The 18,517-nt window shown below is 34.3% G+C and carries 18 protein-coding genes, 1 tRNA gene and 1 pseudogene; 3 read left to right on the top strand and 17 right to left on the bottom strand.

What is annotated here, in order from left to right; all coding sequences use genetic code 11:
* Positions 1-3 precede the first annotated feature (3 nt).
* From ES724_RS08930 to ES724_RS08915, 4 genes are all read right to left on the bottom strand, one after another.
* On the bottom strand, positions 4-2,352 hold the full coding sequence (locus ES724_RS08930; protein WP_146932235.1) for a type I restriction-modification system subunit M: 2,349 nt from the start codon (positions 2,350-2,352) through the stop codon (positions 4-6).
* 158 nt (positions 2,353-2,510) lie between these two features.
* A complete protein-coding gene (locus ES724_RS08925) occupies positions 2,511-2,936 on the bottom strand; it encodes a hypothetical protein (protein WP_146932233.1) in 426 nt (141 codons plus the stop codon).
* An 8-nt stretch (positions 2,937-2,944) separates the two neighbouring features.
* On the bottom strand, positions 2,945-3,247 hold the full coding sequence (locus ES724_RS08920) for a hypothetical protein (RefSeq protein ID WP_146932231.1): 303 nt from the start codon (positions 3,245-3,247) through the stop codon (positions 2,945-2,947).
* Positions 3,244-3,456: a hypothetical protein gene (locus tag ES724_RS08915; protein WP_146932229.1), complete on the bottom strand. Its 213-nt coding sequence runs from the start codon at positions 3,454-3,456 to the stop codon at positions 3,244-3,246. Before ES724_RS08915 ends, ES724_RS08920 begins: the two co-directional genes overlap by 4 nt.
* A 594-nt stretch (positions 3,457-4,050) precedes the next feature.
* Here ES724_RS08915 and ES724_RS08910 point away from each other — a divergent pair.
* Positions 4,051-4,797 carry a carboxypeptidase-like regulatory domain-containing protein gene (locus tag ES724_RS08910; RefSeq protein WP_146932227.1) on the top strand — a complete coding sequence of 249 codons (747 nt, stop codon included), beginning with the start codon at positions 4,051-4,053 and terminating at the stop codon, positions 4,795-4,797.
* A 62-nt stretch (positions 4,798-4,859) separates the two neighbouring features.
* Here the strand turns inward: ES724_RS08910 and ES724_RS08905 are convergent, their stop codons facing one another.
* The 7 genes from ES724_RS08905 to ES724_RS08875 all read right to left on the bottom strand — a co-directional run bounded on the left by ES724_RS08905 (position 4,860) and on the right by ES724_RS08875 (position 10,018).
* The gene (locus ES724_RS08905; RefSeq protein ID WP_146932226.1) at positions 4,860-5,693 is read right to left on the bottom strand and encodes an endonuclease/exonuclease/phosphatase family protein; all 834 of its coding nucleotides are present in this window, start codon (positions 5,691-5,693) and stop codon (positions 4,860-4,862) included.
* Positions 5,694-5,973: 280 nt separating this feature from the next.
* The gene (locus tag ES724_RS08900) at positions 5,974-6,915 is read right to left on the bottom strand and encodes a hypothetical protein (RefSeq protein WP_146932224.1); all 942 of its coding nucleotides are present in this window, start codon (positions 6,913-6,915) and stop codon (positions 5,974-5,976) included.
* A gap of 2 nt (positions 6,916-6,917) precedes the next feature.
* A complete protein-coding gene (locus tag ES724_RS08895; protein WP_146932222.1) occupies positions 6,918-8,177 on the bottom strand; it encodes an ABC transporter permease in 1,260 nt (419 codons plus the stop codon).
* A gap of 5 nt (positions 8,178-8,182) precedes the next feature.
* Positions 8,183-8,587 carry a hypothetical protein gene (locus tag ES724_RS08890; RefSeq protein WP_146932220.1) on the bottom strand — a complete coding sequence of 135 codons (405 nt, stop codon included), beginning with the start codon at positions 8,585-8,587 and terminating at the stop codon, positions 8,183-8,185.
* Between the two features lie 415 nt (positions 8,588-9,002).
* Positions 9,003-9,428, bottom strand: a complete 426-nt coding sequence (locus ES724_RS08885; RefSeq protein WP_146932218.1) for a hypothetical protein — start codon at positions 9,426-9,428, stop codon at positions 9,003-9,005.
* Positions 9,428-9,652, bottom strand: a complete 225-nt coding sequence (locus ES724_RS08880; RefSeq protein ID WP_146932216.1) for a hypothetical protein — start codon at positions 9,650-9,652, stop codon at positions 9,428-9,430. Before ES724_RS08880 ends, ES724_RS08885 begins: the two co-directional genes overlap by 1 nt.
* Before the next feature lie 189 nt (positions 9,653-9,841).
* Positions 9,842-10,018 carry an endonuclease/exonuclease/phosphatase family protein gene (locus ES724_RS08875; protein ID WP_211362757.1) on the bottom strand — a complete coding sequence of 59 codons (177 nt, stop codon included), beginning with the start codon at positions 10,016-10,018 and terminating at the stop codon, positions 9,842-9,844.
* Between the two features lie 25 nt (positions 10,019-10,043).
* Between ES724_RS08875 and ES724_RS08870 the strand changes: the two genes are divergently transcribed.
* Entirely contained in the window at positions 10,044-11,999 is a 1,956-nt protein-coding gene (locus tag ES724_RS08870; protein WP_146932214.1) for an ATP-binding protein, read from the top strand.
* Between the two features lie 7 nt (positions 12,000-12,006).
* On the top strand, positions 12,007-12,672 hold the full coding sequence (locus tag ES724_RS08865) for a response regulator (RefSeq protein WP_146932212.1): 666 nt from the start codon (positions 12,007-12,009) through the stop codon (positions 12,670-12,672).
* A gap of 230 nt (positions 12,673-12,902) precedes the next feature.
* Here ES724_RS08865 and ES724_RS16965 read toward each other — a convergent pair.
* From ES724_RS16965 to trxA, 6 genes and pseudogenes are all read right to left on the bottom strand, one after another.
* Positions 12,903-13,137 (bottom strand): annotated as a pseudogene (locus ES724_RS16965) (tyrosine-type recombinase/integrase); the annotation flags it as partial.
* 280 nt (positions 13,138-13,417) lie between these two features.
* Positions 13,418-14,533 (bottom strand): DUF2914 domain-containing protein, encoded by a 1,116-nt coding sequence (locus ES724_RS08855; RefSeq protein ID WP_146932210.1) that lies wholly within the window; start codon positions 14,531-14,533, stop codon positions 13,418-13,420.
* A gap of 611 nt (positions 14,534-15,144) precedes the next feature.
* Entirely contained in the window at positions 15,145-16,365 is a 1,221-nt protein-coding gene (locus tag ES724_RS08845; RefSeq protein WP_146932208.1) for a site-specific integrase, read from the bottom strand.
* Between the two features lie 240 nt (positions 16,366-16,605).
* A tRNA-Asp gene (locus tag ES724_RS08840) sits at positions 16,606-16,679 on the bottom strand.
* Positions 16,680-16,762: 83 nt separating this feature from the next.
* The gene (locus ES724_RS08835; RefSeq protein ID WP_146932206.1) at positions 16,763-17,692 is read right to left on the bottom strand and encodes a DUF58 domain-containing protein; all 930 of its coding nucleotides are present in this window, start codon (positions 17,690-17,692) and stop codon (positions 16,763-16,765) included.
* Positions 17,693-17,924: 232 nt separating this feature from the next.
* Positions 17,925-18,242, bottom strand: coding sequence for a thioredoxin (trxA, locus tag ES724_RS08830; protein ID WP_146932204.1), 318 nt, complete (start codon positions 18,240-18,242; stop codon positions 17,925-17,927).
* Positions 18,243-18,517 lie beyond the last annotated feature (275 nt).

Genomic DNA, 18,517 nt, shown 5'->3' with positions numbered 1-18,517 from the left:
ACTTTACCCTAAGTTTAAAATTTCAGCAATTAAACCATCGCTTTTTTCTTCTAATGCTAAAATATCGGCAGTAACTTCTTCAATAGAACGCAGTGGCGTATGCTTGTAAAAGTATTTGTTAAAGCTAATTTCATAACCAATTTTGGTAGCGTCCAGATTTATCCAAGCTTCGGCTACATGTGGTTTTACTTCTCGTAAAAAGTAACTGTGTATATTGTCTTTTAAGGGTACATTCTCGGTATCACGCAGGTCGCTTTCAGTTTCGTAAGTGATATATTCTCCTTTTTTGTTAGTTGCAAAATACCCGAAATCTGCTAAATCACTTTCTTTACAATCTAAATGCACTAAAAGTTTGTTTAGCTTATCGCCAGTTAGTTTTTCTATCTTTTTTATTACTTTTTCGGCTTCAGCATCATACCAACTTACTGCATTTAAAATGGCTTTTTTATCGCTAGCACCTAGTGATAGTTTCTGCTTTTTAATTTCGGCATCTACCAATACTTTAAATTGGTTAAAGTCGGCATACTCATTTTCCCCAATCGCCTTTAATAAACTCATCCCTGTTTTTACCAGATAGAGATGTTTCTTCCAAGTATCAGCCTTGGTGAGTTTCTTTTTATTAGCAGAAGAAAGATTCAGGTCATTTTTCTCGCACCAGTCTAGCAATTCCTTTTCGTGTTCCTTGGTGTTGGTATATATACTTTCTCCAAAAGTTGTGTATGCCCATTGCATAGGTTCTTGTAAGCTCTTATCAAAACGCAAAGTTTCAATTCGTTCTGCGGTAAACTGAGCTTTTAAACGTTTTGGCCTTTCTATGCTAGCTTTGTAATATCCGAAATCTGCATTATCGAATACTTGAGCAGAAACACCCTTTTCTCCTTCGCGTTCTTTTACACTCATTTTGGTATAAGCCGTAACAATCTCAGTGATGTGTTTTGGGGAAAATTCGCAATTCTTATTTCCTAAATTCTTGCGCAACTTTCTATATAACTGTCCGGCATCTATAAGTTGTACTTTTCCTTTTCGGGTAGCCGGTTTATTATTGCTTAATATCCAGATGTAAGTAGTGATTCCTGTATTATAAAAAAGGTTGTTTGGTAATTGCACAATGGCTTCTAACCAATCGTTTTCTATAATATAACGGCGTATATTACTCTCACCACCTCCGGCATCTCCTGTAAATAAACTGCTTCCGTTATGTACAGAGGCTATTCTGGTTCCTTTATCACTTTGAGTCAAGGGTTTCATTTTAGACACCATCTCCATTAAGAATAATAACTGCCCATCTGAAGATCGCGGAATGGCATCTGCATCTTCATCTACTCCCCAGTAATTATTTAATTTAATTTGAAAACGAGGATCGATAACCTCTTTTCCATCCTTTATGTATTTCTGCTCACTGCTCCAGGATTTCCCATAAGGCGGATTAGACAGCATAAAATCGAAGGTATTCCCGGCAAATTCATCTGTAGAAAGTGTAGAGCCAACTCTAATGTTTTCAGGGTTGTTTCCCTTAATCATCATATCACTCTTACAGATTGCGTAAGTTTCATCGTTAATCTCTTTTCCGTAGAGATATACATCCCCTAGGGCTTTAATGATTCCTTCTTCATCCTTTATGAAATTTTGAGCTTCCGTAAGCATTCCGCCACTTCCACATGCGGGATCGTAAATAGTCATCACCGGCGGTAAATTATCTTTTACAGGATCAAAAATAATATGGGTCATCAAATCTATCACTTCACGAGGCGTAAAGTGTTCACCCGCTTCTTCATTATTTTCTTCATTGAACTTCCTGATAAGCTCTTCAAATACATACCCCATCCCTAAATTAGACAATGCAGCTAATTTTCTTCCTTCCGGGTCTTCTTTTTCAAATGGAGTTAGGTTGATGTGAGGAGAAGTGAATTTTTCCAACACATTTAATAGTACATCCTTATTTGCCATATGGCGAACCTGACTGCGTAATTTAAACTTTTCAATGATCTCCTTTACATTATAACTGAAACCATTAAGATAATCTTCAAAATTAGCCAGCAATATCTGTTGAGAATTAGTTGCGGTGCCTCGTAATTTTTGAAGAGTCCAAGTGCTAGTATTGTAAAACACATAACCTGAAGCTTCACAAAGTCCGCTTTCATCCCACTCTGTAAAACCGGCTTCATCTCTTTGAAAAATCAGTTCCTCCATTACGGCATCTTTTGAAGGTTCCAGAAGTGCATCTAGCCTTCTAAGGACTATCATTGGTAAAATTACATCTCGGTATTTTCCACGTTGGTATACATCACGCAGGTAATCGTCTGCAATAGACCAAATAAAAGAAACGAGTTTATTGTGTACTTGTTGATTCATTTATGTAGATATGTTATAATAGAATATGGGTGCTTAATTACTGAAAAATCAATCTCCGGAAGATAGGGTAACTGGAGAATAATTGAAAGCGGAGTAAATCTAAAGCTTTTCTTAAAGCTTAGAAAATGTTTTCCCGTAATGTAAACACTAAAATTTTATTAGTAAGGATCATTATCAAACAAAACCCTCAGAAATATTAAAAACAGGTTCTTATTTGAAACTCCTTTTCTAATTGCAGTTTCACAAATTTTCTGGATAGATAGATTGATCTCCTTTTTAAACCCTAAAGTTTCAAAATCCTTTTCCAGTTTTACTACTACAGGAATATAATGATCTATTAAACTGATTGCTTGGTTGATCTCAGTGATAATAAAATCATTTGAGTCCAAAATTATAAAGAGAAGATACTTCTCGTTAGCCAGCGTTAAGCAGTGATCCATATGATTCTCTAATTTAAAAGTTGATGGATCTACACCTTTTAAAACAGAACTTATCAAAGCATATTTAATCATGCTTATCCCCAACAATTTCTCAAGACCCTCAATTTGGGAAAGCCCTTTAAAAAATTCGATCTCATATTTCATTAGGCTACTTAATTGATCATGATTTCAGGCTTAAGAGACAATTTTCTGTAATGCACATAATGCTGAATGTCAAACTTTCTAAAATTGTCTGGTTCTATCTCCGGAATAACTCCTCTTAAAGTTACCGGAGAAGTGTCTCTGGGATTAGCTCTTATCCAGCCATTACAAGCCTCTTCTTTGGCTATTGCATCTGTGTTTTGCAAAGTTATTCGCGAAATAAAATCATCATTATCCACCGCATACAGGCCAACAATCAATAGATTGCGTTTTCCTCTCTTTCCGCGTAACTGAAAGTGGTTCAGATCTTTCATTGAATTTTCCATTTCACCTCCCCTAGGTCGATACTAGTATTCGTCTTCAATTCAAGCTGTCCCCCAAAAACGTTCGGGATGCCAACGCTTAGGCATAGCTCGTATCCGCCAAAGACACCTTCAGATAAATGAACTCTGTTCGAGTATTTGATCTCTTCCTGTATGTGTTGGTATTGTTCTTCGGTAAGGCTTATTTCAAATTTCCTCATATTGCTTTTAATTTCAATACAAGTTTAAGTTAAGGATCAGACAAAGCGTGTCGGCTTAAAAGCCATAATAAGATGAACCATTGATATTATATACATCAAACATTAATCCTTAAAAATTTCTCTTATTAGCCACTGACATTGCCCTTCTTCCGAAGAAAAATCAAACTCTGCCCACACAGGAATATGATCTGAGATGCGGCACACTGCTTTCATATTCGGAAAACTTTATAGATTAAAACCACTCCGAAATTCAATGACTTAAGTTTCCCTGAATTGACGAAAATAATCTCTTATCCGAAAACAGAAGAATCATTTAATAGACTGAAAATAATATCTGAAGCCTGATTTCTACTAAAACCTGTTTCTAATACAATTCCCCTCTCCGTGTGCAAATAAACCTACTTCTGAGATAACGATTTCTTTAAAAAAACATTACAGGAATTAGCACAGAACAAGATTCTTTCGAAAATAATTAAATAATTTTCTTCAAGAGTTTAAAACTAATACCTGTTATCTTTAATTAGTATATTACTTTCGCACCCATGGGGTTTTTAAAAAAACAGGGAAATGCAATGCTTGCATTACACTAAAAAAATGTACAGAACAAAAATATTTTTCACTCTTTTAATTAGTCTATTTGCGCTTTGCTCAACCGCGCAGGAAAGGACAATACTTGAAGGCCGGGTTGTAAATATTGACAGCCTTCTTGAAAACGTTTACCTAAAAAATATCACCACCGGCAGATCTACGGTGACCAACCTTTATGGAGAGTTCCTGCTACTTGCCAAAGCCGGGGATACCCTGCTTTTTTCGCACGTAGCAATGTATGACCTTATCAAATTCGTGGATTCCAATGATGTAAAGAAAAGTTCCTTAATAATAAATATGAAAAGCAGCACCAATGAACTGGAGGAAGTGACGGTTACGGATGTGTCAAGGATAAATGCGGTGAGCCTCGGGATCATTCCAAAAGAAATAAAATCTCTTACTTTGAATGAGAGAAGATTGCAAACCGCTGGAGATTTTAAATGGATACATCTTCTGGGTTTGTTGGTCGGAAATCTTCAGGTGGATCCAATTCTCAATGCAATCAACGGGAGAACCAAAAAATTAAAACGGAATATCCTCATCGATAAAAAGATTCAAAACATTGCAATCCTTGAAGGACACAGAGATTATATTCAGAATAGTATGGATTTGACAGATCAACAAATGGGCAGACTTATTTATTTAGCTGTGGATGAAGAGGAGGTCCAAATGGTTATCGACACTAAAAATGACGGAAGGATGCAGATTTTTCTTCTTGATACTTGGATGAAATTTAAGCAGCCTGAAGAATAGGTTTACAAAAGAAAAATTTTTTTGCTAGTCTGATCTAACAGACTTCAATACTGCTGCATTAACTACTGACATTGCCCTTCTTCCGAAGAAAATTCAAACTCTGCCCACACAGGAATATGATCAGAGATGCGACGCACTGCTTTCATATTCGGAAAACTTTTATAGATCAATTTCACCCCGAAGTTCAAGGACTTAAGTTTCCCTGAATTGTAGAAAATATTATCGTATTCTGAAGCCAAACATTCCTCTCCAACACATTCCATTTTCATAGTGGTCTTCTGATCTACCAAAACCGAAAGATATCCAGCCTTCTTCAGCGGATTAAATACCGTATGACTCTGCGGAATGTTAAAATCTCCCAAGAAAACCAAGTTTTTATCGGGGTATTTACCAGGAAGGAACTTGAAGTATTTAATCTCAGTTTCAGGTTGTTTCTTTTTTGGAATCGCGTGAAAGCTTACAAGGGTAAAGGACTGACCTTTAAAATTGAAGTCCATCATGTAGGGTTCTCTATCAATTTCAGCAACATAATTTCGATCTAGCCAAGCCCTACCCTCTCGTTTTACCTTGGCTGTTTTCCATAAAAAAGCATAACGCTCTGTAGCATAAGGAGTGCTTTCAGTAGGATCACTTACGGCATAGTCCCACTTAGCGCCTTTCCTGTTTAAAGCATCTGCCAGTTTCGCCACCGCCTGGGTTCCACCAAACCCTGCCACTATCTCCTGCAGTGCCACCACATCGAATTCATTTAGAACATCTGCAACATAATTAATTTCAGATTCTGATTTTGTTTTTCCGAAGTTCTGCAGATTCCAAGAGGAGATCTTTACCTGCGCGGTGATGAGTTCACTACAGAATAACAGAAGTAAAATTAAAAGGATACTTGGTTTAAGCATGGGATTTTAAAATTATGAAGTGGGACTGCCTTATATTATTAGAATGATGTCTATTGAGCTAAGGAATAAATTAATAGAAATTTGTAATTATTAGTAGTTTTTAATTTGAGGGCTTATTAAATAAGAAGACTCAGGTTCTAACACCTGAGTCTGTAATTAACTTTAGGAATCTTGAACCTATATTACCTTCTCTGGTGGTTAATTATACTAAAGCAGTATAACAATTTGCACAACAAATAAATTGCACTTCCTCAGTAAAATATTGATAATTCTAGTCCTTTTATTTATTTATAAAATCTAGTATTACACCTTCCATATTAGAAGGAATCACCGCATTTTTAATTTTATAATTCCCCTCTGGAATTCCCATTTCTCTAAACCATTGGCTCCAATATTCCTGAATAATATCTAAAGCATAAGGATTGTTATCGTTCAAACTATTTATTCCAATTACCAATACTTCTAGATCTTGCAGATCTTTTGCTGCCGGTATGAAACCTAAATCTTGCTTTTGCATTTCTTCTTTCCAGTTGCTCTTTTTTAGATTAAGTTTAGATAGATAATTAGGGGTTAAATAGGAAGTTCTTCCACCTTCCTTCATTTCAGTTTTATCATAATACATATAGCCATCTGTAAGAATTACCAGAATATTTCTATGACAATTATCTATACTATAATCCCTCACATTGTCTTTAAAAAATCGCCATATATCAGAACCGGGATAATTCTCTTTATTCCCGTTAGCATCCGTTTTGGCAAATTCATATAGTTTCAATGGTTCATTTTGATAAAGAGTTTTTGTTTCCTCAATTAATTCCTTAGGAGTGTTTTTAGTAAAGGAAATTTTAAGGTTTTCAGCAATTTCATTTATTGCACTGCTAGAGGGTTCTGGATTAAAGAATAATTGAATACGATCCTCCAATAAAACCAATTTCTTAGTCTTTATATGGTTTGTAAAAGCCTTAGATAAGCTTCCCAAATAAGCCACGTCTTTTTCAATAGATTTTGGTTGTTCAATCCTATCGGAAAGGTCAAGAAGAATACTAATATTTAAATTATTCTGTTTATTTTTTATTATATATGCGGGGCATTCCATTGTGCCCTCAGTTCGTAAATTAGGTGTGGATTCCGCTATTATTTTCTCCTCTTTAGGATCCTCGCCACATGAGGATAACGCCAGAGTAAATATTGCTAATAGGTATATTGAAGATTTAAAATTCATGTTTAGACAGATTTTAGGTAAATTTTATTTGGTATATGTGAAACATTCAAGCCCAGATCATCTATATGTAAATCATATTCTTCTCTGCACTTTTGCAATAATTCATCCTTATGATTTTGACCCATTGATAATTCTGAAGCAATAAAATGTTGCCAGCCTTGCAAATACTGTGAAGAATTATTTTTATAATTTTTGATCGGGAATATAAAGCCATCAATAATATTGTCCAACTCAGTGCCTCTTACTTTTAGTTTGTCCATTTCTTCCTTAATATTCTCAACTTTTAAAGTATGGGTCTCTAGTAATTTCATTTTATTAAATATTTCAGCTTTTAAACTGGAAAGAAACACCTGAATTTTATCACGGTCTGCATGCTCTTTCATAATAAAATCGAACACTAAACCCCAAATTAAATAGGACACAAATCCTGCAAATATTATCACCCAAAAGCCTGGACTTGTTAAAGCATAAGAAACAGAGAATGGTGGATCTCCATATACCTTATCTAGATCATATAACTTCCCTTCTATCAAATAGGCCAATATTGCATCGAAAACAAATGTAATAATGAATAACATCGCAATCTTAAAGACGTTAAGTATTCCTTTTTTGTGCTGAAACATGTGTATCAAATAGCCTAAACCAAAGAATACAAAGGGAATAAAAACAATGAATCCTAATTCCAACATTCCATCTTTATAGGCTTCTGATAATGCCTGTGGATAAAATATCCCCCCGAATAGATCTATCGAAGGATCAAAATTTCTAAAAAATCCTGAATAAGAAGTTGAAATGTAAAATATAAAAATATAAGCGCTAATAGGTAACAATAAAAATAGTCCAATCCAAAATTTAACCGAGGACTTGGCATCAACCTCAATTCCGTAATCTATAGGATTCTTACGGACATTGATTTTATCTTGTTGAAGTTTTTCAATTTGACTCTCCAATGTAGATTTGTGATCTAATAAGCCGCCCAATGTTTCAGCTTTATTTAACAAAGAGGTATTGATTCCTTTCTGTTCTGCAATATATGGTTGCTTTAATCTACGTTGTTCTTCTTCTTCTTCTCTGCAATCTTTTTCAAATCTATGAAACAGAGCTTGTAAAGAAGTTTTTAAGTTATGAAAATTCCCGAGGCATGCTTTTGAACCTCCATGTCCTTGATTATGATAAGTTAATCTTTGATCGTATAGAGTTTCATTTTGAGACTCTTCAATTTTCGGAGATTTTAAAGCAGATAAATTTCTTAATATACTCATGACTATTAATTATTAAGTTCATTCAAAAATTCAGTTTTAGATTTATTTTCTTTAGCACTTTCTATTAAGTATTCTGCTAAGGCATCTACATTTTCATCTAAAAATTCAAACTTTCTACAATACTTCTTAAGAGTACTTAACTCATCTTCTGTGATTTTTTGATCTGCCCAAATCATTACGGCAAAATCATATAAATACTCCATTCTTTCTTCAAGAGCATCTGGGATGGTTATTTCTCCAATAGATCCAGTTAATATCTTATCTAATTCTTCACTAGACACATTCCGTTCTTCAGCGAACTTATAAAGTAGCTGCATTTCTAAATGACTAAAGTTTTCGTCTGCAAGAGCAATTTGATAAAGTCTAAGAAAGTGGCTTTTTAACTGTGTAGTAATTTCTATTTTTTCCATTGTCAATTATTATTTATTAACTGTTTTATAATTTTAAAATCAATTTTTTAACTAATGCCTTAATATCAATTATAGGTACCGTATAATAATACATCAAGTAACATTAGATATATTAACGAATAATCCCTTTTTACTTTAAAAAATCCAATTATGGATTATTTTATAAGTAATTGACGTGAAAAAAAATAGAACAAAAGTTTTTAACATATACGAGGTTTAGGAAAATCAACCTCTTCTGTGTAGGGCAAAAGAATTTGGGTTAGCAATTTAAAATAAAATCTTAATTTATCGAAAATTATTAAAGTATTCTTGTAATTTTTATATTTATACGCGAATAAAATCACCTATTATTACTAAATTTTAGTGTAAAGTAACTACGATTTTATTTAAAATGATTATGGCTTTCCGTAATTGATCAAGGAACTGGATAATCAAAAAGCACTTTCAAAAATGTGATAAATAAATTTTTACCGGGAATATCTCTCTTCCGTGATCCGGCGATGATATTATTTACATTCAAGCCTAAATAATTTTTAGGCATCGGCACCTTCACTTCCTGTTCTATTAGAATTACAATAGTGTTTAAATGTTGGATCTCTTTAACCGCTTTGTTTATCTCCCTAAGCACTGCTTTATTTTTTTCTACCAATACAAAAACTAAATATTCCGAATTGGAGTAAGTGACACATTTATCCTGATGATTTTCAATCACGAAAGTAGTTTCATCAAAGTCCTCTAAAACACAAGCCAACACCGCTTCTTTTATACAAAAATTAGATAGCCTTGCAAAAGCGCCTGTTTTATTTAACCCCCTAAAAAAGGCTACATCTTTCAGACCCATTAGCTCGCCACTTTAACAAATTCCGATTCCACCTCTCCCATGTCTATATTAGTATTCGTTTTCAATTCTAGCTGTCCTCCAAAAAGATTCGGGATTCCCACACGTAGGCATAGCTCATATCCTCCAAAGACACCTTCAGACAAATGAACTCTGTTCGAGTATTTGATCTCTTCCTGAATATGTTGGTATTGTTCTTCGGTAAGGCTTATTTCAAGTTTCCTCATATTGATTTTTATTTGAATACAAGGATAAGTTAAGGTGCAGACAAAGCATGTCGGTTTAAAAGCAATACCAAGATGAACTATTGTCTTATATACATTCAAATCTTAATCAATAGAAATCGATCTAATGGCGCGGATTTGTAATCCGTGACAACAAGCTCTTAATAATTCAATCTATAAATCCTTGTAATACTACTGCGACTCCTCTTCCAACTTCAAACCTTCCGCAAAAAATTCAAACTCTGCCCACACAGGAATATGATCTGAGATACGGCGCACGGCTTTCATATTCGGAAAACTTTTATAGATCAATTTCACCCCGAAGTTCAATGACTTAAGTTTCCCGGAATTGAAAAACTTGTTTGCCATCGCTTTTTTTAATTATTTTCGTTTTATGAAATTCCCCCATCTTCTTATATGCCCATATTTCTTATTGGCAACTTTACTCTTTTCCTGTAATTCAAATCAGAAAGAAAATTCTCTCAATGATAATACAGAATCAACATCTTTACAGTCACCCAGAAAAGATTCTGTTACATTCTACTTTGATCAAGCAAAATCTGTAAAGGGAGCTCAAGAAAAGATAGTGTTTTTAAATAAAGCTCTTGCAGCAGTTCCCAACGAAAATGATACTATATTAACCAATCTATTGGACTTCAAGATCTATTATCACAATCAGATTAAAGAGTATGACAGTTCTCTCTATTTTTCTGATAAGCTTCTCAATACAGCAAAATTTCAGAAAGATACCAGTTATGAGGCCATGGCTTATTACAGAAAAGCTACTATCCATAAATATTTAAAAGTTGAGGAAAAAGTATTTGAAAATCATTATCGAGCGCTTCAGCTTTATTTAAAAATAAATGATAGCGCTAAAGCTGGAAAAAATTTATCAGACATGTCATTATCTCAAGGCAGGGTTATGGATTATACAGGATCCCAAGAATCTGCCACTGAATCATTAAAATATCTTAATAAATACAAAGATTCTATAGGGATTAGTAGTGCTTATAACAATATTGCAATTGCCTACCGTCAACAAGGATTTCATGATGATGCAATCAAAGAATATCAGAATGCCCTACGATATTCCACTAATCTTGCGGATAGTTTAAGTCATTTGAATAACATGGCTCTAGTACTAGGAGATCAAAAGAAGTTTGAAGAAGCGATACGCATACTTCAACAGATAGTTTTAAAATCTTCCACAGTTAATGAAAGCTCTAAAGCACGTTTTTTGAATAATCTAGCTTATACCAAATGGTTAAGAGATAGCACTATTGATATTGCAAAAGATCTACAAGAAGCAAAGGAGATACGGCTAAAAATTGATGACAAACCGGGTCTGTTATCAAGCTATAATGATCTTTCAGTCTATTTTCTAACAAAAGATAAAAATCAAGCTAAAATATTTGCTAAAGAACATTTAAACGTCGCGACAGAATTGAATAGTGAATCAGCACAATTAAGAGCTTTAAAAAGATTAGTACGACTTTCTTCAGGAGAGGAACTAAGAAAATATTCAGAAGAATACTTTCTTATAAACGAGGATCTAAATGAATCCAATCTTAAAGCAAAAAACACATTTGCCAAGATCAAATACGATGAGGAGCAAAAGGAAAAGGAAATAAACAATCTAGAAGCAGAAACAGTTCGCCAACAATTAGAAACTAAACAATTGGAGGATCAAATGCTCATTATGTTTTTAGGAAGTCTCTTAATTTTAAGTATTGGTGGTTTTATTCTTTACTATTTCAAGCATAAACATAAAAAAGAGAAACTACAGGAAGTTTATATTACAGAAACGCGCATTTCTAAAAAGATCCATGATGAATTGGCCAATGATATTTACAACATGATGGGCAGCTTGGAGCCTATTGCTTCGCCTGATGTATTGGACAATCTGGCAAGTATATATTCCCGTACCAGAGATATTTCCAGAGCAAATAGCGATATAGATACTGGGGAAAACTATATAGCACATTTATTAAGCATACTTTCTAATGCTGCTCCTGCAAATGCAAAACTTATAATTAAGGGTGAAAATTCTATAAACTGGAAAAACATTTCTGAAGAAAAGAAAATCGTGATCTACCGCGTGCTTCAAGAATTCATGGTTAATATGAAAAAACATAGCACCGCTAGTTTTGTTGCCATCATTTTTTCCAAAACTGAGAAATTTTTAAATATTGATTATTCCGATAATGGACAGGGAAGCGAACTTTCGACTATAAAATCTGGAAACGGACTTAAGAATGTGGAAAACCGTATTATTTCAGTAAACGGAAAGCTTAATTTTGAAACTGAAAAAGGAAAAGGATTGAAAACAAACATCCAAATCCCAATATAAGTCTAGCATGTTTAAAAAAGTTTTAGTTGCAGAAGATATGGATAGCATTAACCACGCGGTGGCTGCTGTTTTAAAAGAATTGGGGATCCTAGAAGTAGTTCATGCCCAATACTGTGATAAAGCCTGGCTATTAGCAAAAAAAGCTCTTCAAGATGGCGAAGCTTTTGACCTTCTAATTTGTGACCTCAGCTTTAAACCAGATCATCGGGAAGAAAAAATAAGCTCGGGACAAGAATTAATAGCTGCTCTTAAACAAGAAGATGCATCCCTTAAAATAATCGTAAACTCTATTGAAGATCATCCTCAAACGGTCAAAAACCTTTGGGAAACAGGTAATATCGATGGGTATGTTTGTAAAGACCGAAATGGTCTGAAGGAACTTAAGGAAGCGATAATCCGAGTAGATAGTGGGGAGAATTATAATTCACCCGCTATTGAAAATGCATTAAAACAAAGCAATCTGCTGATATTAAATGATTTCGAGATAAATATTGTGAAATATCTCGCCAATGGCTTAACCCAAGATGAAATTCAGGAGAAATTAAAAAATAACAATATAAAACCCAGCAGTAAAAGTGCGATCGAGAAGCGTTTAAAAGAACTGAGGGAAGAATTTAATGCCAATACAAATCCCCATCTTATAGGGATCATGAAAGATCTAAAACTGATCTAGAATCAGTTTTTCAAGAATCTCTATTAAGAGATAAAATAACAGTTCTTATCTAAAATTAATGGAGTAGGGTCTATTAATTATTTGAGGCTGTTATTTTGTATTTATAAGATCGGCCAAATCAGCCCATATTTACTGTTGTCTTCTTCATTCTTTATCTGGTTCTTTTATCGAGCCATATTTATTTGATTTGAGATAAATACAATAGCACAGCAAATTCTATTTTTGCTGTCTCATCCCATATCCTTAGCTACTTTCTCATCCAGCACCTTGGCGTAGATCTGAGTTGTCTTTAAGGATTTATGTCCAAGCATCTTCCCGACAGATTCAATAGGCACGCCTTTAGAAAGCGTTGCCGTGGTCGCAAAGGCATGCCGGGCAATGGGTGGTTAAATTCTTTTTGATACCGCACACGTCAGCTATTTCCTTTAAATAGGCATTGGATTTCTGGTTGGTGAGAACTGGTAAAGTACTCCAAAAAGTATCATGTCATAGACATAGTTCCGGAACTTATAGCGCATAACAAAATAATATTTGGAGCAGAAAATTTAGAATTTCATGCATTAGATGTCGCTGAAGATAATCTACCTTTGGGAGATTATGTTATTCTGAGGCAGGTCTTGCAACATTTATTGAAAGAGGAATAAAAGATATGGTAGAAAGATTATGCTACCGGAAGTCAATGCAGGCTTATGAAGCGCATTATTAATTATTTTTAGAGCATTAAATATGATTGAGAAAACAGTTTTTAAAATGTTTTCTTTACCATTCCTTTTTTATAAGATTCAGAAGTGTTTTTAATCACAAAATCCACAACACCAAGTACCAGTTCCTCTTCTGTAATTACATCAACTTTCCATTGGCCTTCCTCAAGGTTGTTTTTATAAGTATATCCGCGGAAACCACGATCACGCCCACCGGCAACTTCAAAGCCAAGGTCATCAGTTACTTCCCATTTCCCGGTTTCGGGATTGTACCGTTTCCACCTATGAAAAATGGCCTTTTTTAAATCTGTAGGTGCAAAAACAGAAGTGAACACATAAACTCTTTGATCTGCTTGACGATGAAATTTGATGTTATGTTTACGCCAAAATACATACCATTGATCCTTCTCGTAAGTAACGATGTATTCGTTATTTATTTTCCGCACATCATGAGCCACCAACCCGGTATCCAGAGCTAGCGGCACTGGTGGAATAAGATTGAAATAATAAAAAACATTAATTGTTATATAAATACAAAAGATAATACTCATCAGTTTTTTTAGACTTATCTCAGCTCTTGTGCCTGGGCTTGACCTGTAAATAAACCTGATGAGTGCCAACGTACACCCCAAACTTACAAGTCCGGAAATGATAAAAATAAAGGTATTCATTTGCCTGATGAGCGTGGGAATCATAAAGGCGAAAAAGGTAAAACTTATAAAAAAATAAACACTAAACTGAAGGTATTTATTGGAGATTTTCTTTTTAAGAAACTCGTTTGCAAATAAGAGCAGAACCAGCAGTATGAAAAAAATCATGGTTTTTGACATGGACACACTTCTGAAAAAATAGATGACAAAAGCACTTGAAAGTGCGCCAAAGAAAAACTGTATAGCTAGCGGAAAATATTCCGAATAACGTCTGATAAAAGTACCTTCCCACTTGTCATCATTCACTGTATTATATAAATAAAGCGTTATGGATAATAAGGTCATATGCGAGCAAAGGACCACCGTATCATAAACACGATCTATTCGCCCTAAGGTCAACGTATCAAAAATAAAACCACCCATAAAAAAAAGAATGGGAGCGTACTTTTGATTGCGAATAACATACCTTCCAAAAGCACTGTTTCTATATCTTACTAAAGTTCTTTTCATAATGTATTAGTCCCGCCAAATTTAGCGTAAAAACTTCATCCGGATATTTGCTTTGACTTTAATCCCAGAGAGCTTATGAAAAAAAGCGGAATTTGAATATTATCGAATTTCAGCGGAAGAGAATTAATTGTTTATTGTTCATGATTTCTTGTCATTCTGTGATTTAAAAAAAAGCCATAGATACACCGATTATTTTTTAGCTAATAGCTGTTGGATTTAGCATTTGCAGTTGGGGTTTAACCCAAGATGAAATTCAAGAGAAATTAAAAAATAACAATATAAAACCCAGCAGTAAAAGTGCGATCGAGAAGCGTTTAAAAGAACTGAAGGAAGAATTTAATGCCAATACAAATCCCCATCTTATAGGGATCATGAAAGATCTAAAACTGATCTAGAATCAGTTTTTCAAGAATCTCAATTAAGAGATAAAATAACAGTTCTTATCTAAAATTAATGGAGTAGGGTCTATTAATTATTTGAGGCTGTTATTTTGTATTTATAAGATCGGCCAAATCAACCCATATTTACTGTTGTCTTCTTCATTATTTATCTGGTTCTTTTATCGAGCCATATTTATTTGATTTGAGATAAATACAATAGCACAGCAAATTCTATTTTTGCTGTCTCATCTTTTGTTCTAAGGCTTCCATATCCTTAGCTACTTTCTCATCCAGCACCTTGGCGTAGATCTGAGTTGTCTTTAAAGATTTATGTCCAAGCATCTTCCCGACAGATTCAATAGGCACGCCTTTAGAAAGCGTTACGGTAGTCGCAAAGGTATGCCGGGCTAAATGGGTGGTTAAATTCTTTTTGATGCCACACACATCAGCTATTTCCTTTAAATAGGCATTGGATTTTTGATTGGTCAACACTGGCAATACTACTTTCCCGGTTTTTACCTGCGGATGATCGCTGTATTTTTCAAGTATTGCTTCCGGCACTTCGAGTATGGGAATACTACTCATAGAATTAGTTTTCTGACGTTTGGTTTTTATCCATTTTTTACCGTTCATTCCGATCACTATATCATTCTCTGATAGCTTTTTTACATCGGCGAATGCCAAGCCAGTATAACAACAGAATAAAAAAATGTCCCTTACTAGGTCCAGACGGGGAATATCAAATTCTATTTCCGCCATTTTCTGAAGTTCCATATCAGTCAAATATTCCCGTTCAGAAGACTTCCAGGTTCCTTTCCAGTGAAAAAATGGATCCCGATCTATCCACTGATTGGCATAAGCAATACGGATGATCTTTTTAAAATTCACGATATACTTTAGAGCTGTGTTATGTGCGCAGTCTTTTTGGGATTTTAAATAATGATCAAACCCGGTGATAAATTTATGATCTACTTCCTGAACAGGAATATCTTTCTTTTTGTAAGAGTACAGCAGATAATTTTCGATATGGTTTTTACAAGCCTCATAGCGTTGCATGGTGCCTTTTGTATAGCCTTTGCCAATTAGCTTTTTCATTTGGTCATTATGATCTTGAAAAATCTCCATTAGCATACGTTCCTCCTCCCCTTTTCCGAAATAAATATCTCGAATGATCTTAGAGGATATTGTTTGATTATCCCTGATCAATCGATCATGTATATTATATAGTTTGGCTTTTATGGAATCCAGATACCTATTTATAGATTTTGACTCATCGGAATTACCCTTAGCATTATTGCTATGAGTATTCCAATTTTTTATGTCAATTTTTCTAGAAGTTGTAAAATCTATTCGCTTTCCATTATAGGTTAAACGCCCATATATTACAGCAGCTGTACTTTTGACAGAGGTTGTCTTTTTAGGATAAAATAGTATAGATAATAGATTATTCATCGGTGCATATTTAAATTATACATCGGAAGGTAAGAAATTAATGCATTAAAAAATCCTCGTAAAACATTTATTAACAGTACGTTAGGAGCTTCGCGGTGCATATTTTTTCATCAAAAAATATGCACCGAATTGAGCACCAATTACTTAGGTTTATTTGCTATCAAATGAGATTAATTGAATTAAAAAAGCCTCTAAATCGTTGATTTAGAGGCTTTTAGTGTTATTTTGAAGTGTAATAAGCGGTCTGGACGAGACTCGAACTCGCGACCTCCTGCGTGACAGGCAGGCATTCTAACCAACTGAACTACCAGACCGTTGCTTTATTGCGATGGCAAATATACACCTGTTTTTAGATTCCACAAACGTTTTTTAAAATAATTTTTGATTAATTTTTGCATTAGCCCGCAAATTTTTGTCTCTCAATAAGATAGGTGGTTAAAATTTTTTCGAAACTTTCCTCAATATCAGCCTGCACGTACTTTATTCGGTATTTCGCACATTGTAGTTTGAGCATATTAAAGTATTTTTCGACTGAATTTTGATAAGATTCCTTGAAATTTTCAGCATAAAGATCCAAATGAACACCCGATTCTACATCTGTAAATCGTTTTGGAGTATTATCAAAGTCGAAATTGAGCTCTTTTTTCTTATCAATGACATGAAAAAGCACCACTTCGTGTTTATTATATTTAAGATGCTTTAGTGCTTCAAATAATTCCTCCTCCTTTTTATCCTCTTGGAACATATCTGTAAAAAGGAAGACTAAAGATCTTCTTTTTAATTTTTCAGCGATCTGGTGTAGATATGTATAACTATCTGTTGTTCTATTTTTCACTGGACTGGCAACCATCCTATCCAATTCATTCAACAACATATGATGATGGCGCTCACTTCCCTTCTCTGGCGCATAAAATTCATATTTGTCACTATACACACTTAAACCAACAGCGTCTCTCTGACGCTTTAAAATTTGCATTAGCGAAGCTGCTGCTAGAGCAGAAAAAGCAATTTTATTCAAAGAGACCCTATTGAAGGTTTTCATAATAGGAAAATGCATAGAAGAAGAGTTGTCTATAATCAAATGACACCTCAAATTGGTTTCTTCTTCATACCGCTTTGTATACAACTTATCGGTTTTTGCATAAAGCTTCCAATCTATATGCTTTGTACTTTCTCCATTGTTATAGATCTTATGTTCGGCAAATTCTGCAGAGAATCCATGAAACGGACTTTTATGGATCCCAGAAATAAAACCTTCTACCACCTGCCTGGCTAATAAATCTAAGTTGATGAAACCACCCGATTTATGGACTTCCTGTTCTAACATTTTTTAAATCTAAAATTACCTGAGAAAGGTACGGAATATAATTTTTTTTGCGTTCCAGAAGCTTGGGGCAAGTTCAAGAGGTATGTCCCAATGATTGGTAGGAAGATAATTTTAAAATTCGAGGCATTCAGATAAATATCGAGACAGGGAAGAAACCCTTAAATAAGGAAGAATAAAAAAGCCTCGCTAAATTTAAATTTAGCGAGGCTTATATCTTAAAATTTGAAGTTCTCTATAAAAGAGCATCTAATGCTTCAGCATAGGTGGTTTTTGGAGCAACTCCAACTTGACGTCCAACTACTTCTCCGCCTTTGAAAATAAGCACTGTTGGAATATTTCTCACTCCATATTTAGCAGCGAATTCCTGGTTAGCATCTACATCTAGTTTCCCTACAACAGCTTTCCCGTCGTAATCTTTACTGATGTCTTCTATGATTGGTCCAACCATTCTACATGGTCCACACCAAGCTGCCCAGAAATCAACCATTACTGGTTTCTCACTTTTTAATACTGTTTCTTCAAAATTAGCATCTGTTATCTCTAAAGCCATAATTTTTTTTATTTCAATTAATATGTAAAAATAGTCAATTATTTCAGCAAAACTTACAGCGCTAGTATTGGATTTGGCTATTCATATATCAAATGGTCTTATATATCTACTGTTTTACCTATGCTTATCATTATATTTTGTATAAAGTCCTCTCCTTTGGGGATGGTGAATATTTTCTTATTATTTAAGCTTCGATAAATTAACAAAAACTGTTTGCTAAGCTCTTTGTATTAAAGTCCTCCCTTTAGGGAGGATTTAGGAAGGGATGAGTGTCT

This window comes from Gillisia hiemivivida, from assembly GCF_007997295.1.
In the GTDB taxonomy this organism is placed as follows: domain Bacteria; phylum Bacteroidota; class Bacteroidia; order Flavobacteriales; family Flavobacteriaceae; genus Gillisia; species Gillisia hiemivivida.
Note: the sequence above shows the minus strand (reverse complement) of the source record. Positions and strands in the feature narration are given on the sequence as shown.

What these genes read in the sequence shown, in the direction of transcription:
- ES724_RS08905 (WP_146932226.1), bottom strand. Translation starts at nt 5,693, where the DNA reads ATGCTTAAACCAAGTATCCTTTTAATTTTACTTCTGTTATTCTGTAGT.
- ES724_RS08930 (WP_146932235.1), bottom strand. Translation starts at nt 2,352, where the DNA reads ATGAATCAACAAGTACACAATAAACTCGTTTCTTTTATTTGGTCTATT.
- ES724_RS08870 (WP_146932214.1), top strand. Translation starts at nt 10,044, where the DNA reads ATGAAATTCCCCCATCTTCTTATATGCCCATATTTCTTATTGGCAACT.
- ES724_RS08875 (WP_211362757.1), bottom strand. Translation starts at nt 10,018, where the DNA reads ATGGCAAACAAGTTTTTCAATTCCGGGAAACTTAAGTCATTGAACTTC.
- ES724_RS08890 (WP_146932220.1), bottom strand. Translation starts at nt 8,587, where the DNA reads ATGGAAAAAATAGAAATTACTACACAGTTAAAAAGCCACTTTCTTAGA.
- ES724_RS08900 (WP_146932224.1), bottom strand. Translation starts at nt 6,915, where the DNA reads ATGAATTTTAAATCTTCAATATACCTATTAGCAATATTTACTCTGGCG.
- ES724_RS08845 (WP_146932208.1), bottom strand. Translation starts at nt 16,365, where the DNA reads ATGAATAATCTATTATCTATACTATTTTATCCTAAAAAGACAACCTCT.
- ES724_RS08865 (WP_146932212.1), top strand. Translation starts at nt 12,007, where the DNA reads ATGTTTAAAAAAGTTTTAGTTGCAGAAGATATGGATAGCATTAACCAC.
- ES724_RS08835 (WP_146932206.1), bottom strand. Translation starts at nt 17,692, where the DNA reads ATGTTAGAACAGGAAGTCCATAAATCGGGTGGTTTCATCAACTTAGAT.
- ES724_RS08880 (WP_146932216.1), bottom strand. Translation starts at nt 9,652, where the DNA reads ATGAGGAAACTTGAAATAAGCCTTACCGAAGAACAATACCAACATATT.
- ES724_RS08925 (WP_146932233.1), bottom strand. Translation starts at nt 2,936, where the DNA reads ATGAAATATGAGATCGAATTTTTTAAAGGGCTTTCCCAAATTGAGGGT.
- trxA (WP_146932204.1), bottom strand. Translation starts at nt 18,242, where the DNA reads ATGGCTTTAGAGATAACAGATGCTAATTTTGAAGAAACAGTATTAAAA.
- ES724_RS08920 (WP_146932231.1), bottom strand. Translation starts at nt 3,247, where the DNA reads ATGAAAGATCTGAACCACTTTCAGTTACGCGGAAAGAGAGGAAAACGC.
- ES724_RS08885 (WP_146932218.1), bottom strand. Translation starts at nt 9,428, where the DNA reads ATGGGTCTGAAAGATGTAGCCTTTTTTAGGGGGTTAAATAAAACAGGC.
- ES724_RS08910 (WP_146932227.1), top strand. Translation starts at nt 4,051, where the DNA reads ATGTACAGAACAAAAATATTTTTCACTCTTTTAATTAGTCTATTTGCG.
- ES724_RS08895 (WP_146932222.1), bottom strand. Translation starts at nt 8,177, where the DNA reads ATGAGTATATTAAGAAATTTATCTGCTTTAAAATCTCCGAAAATTGAA.
- ES724_RS08915 (WP_146932229.1), bottom strand. Translation starts at nt 3,456, where the DNA reads ATGAGGAAATTTGAAATAAGCCTTACCGAAGAACAATACCAACACATA.
- ES724_RS08855 (WP_146932210.1), bottom strand. Translation starts at nt 14,533, where the DNA reads ATGAAAAGAACTTTAGTAAGATATAGAAACAGTGCTTTTGGAAGGTAT.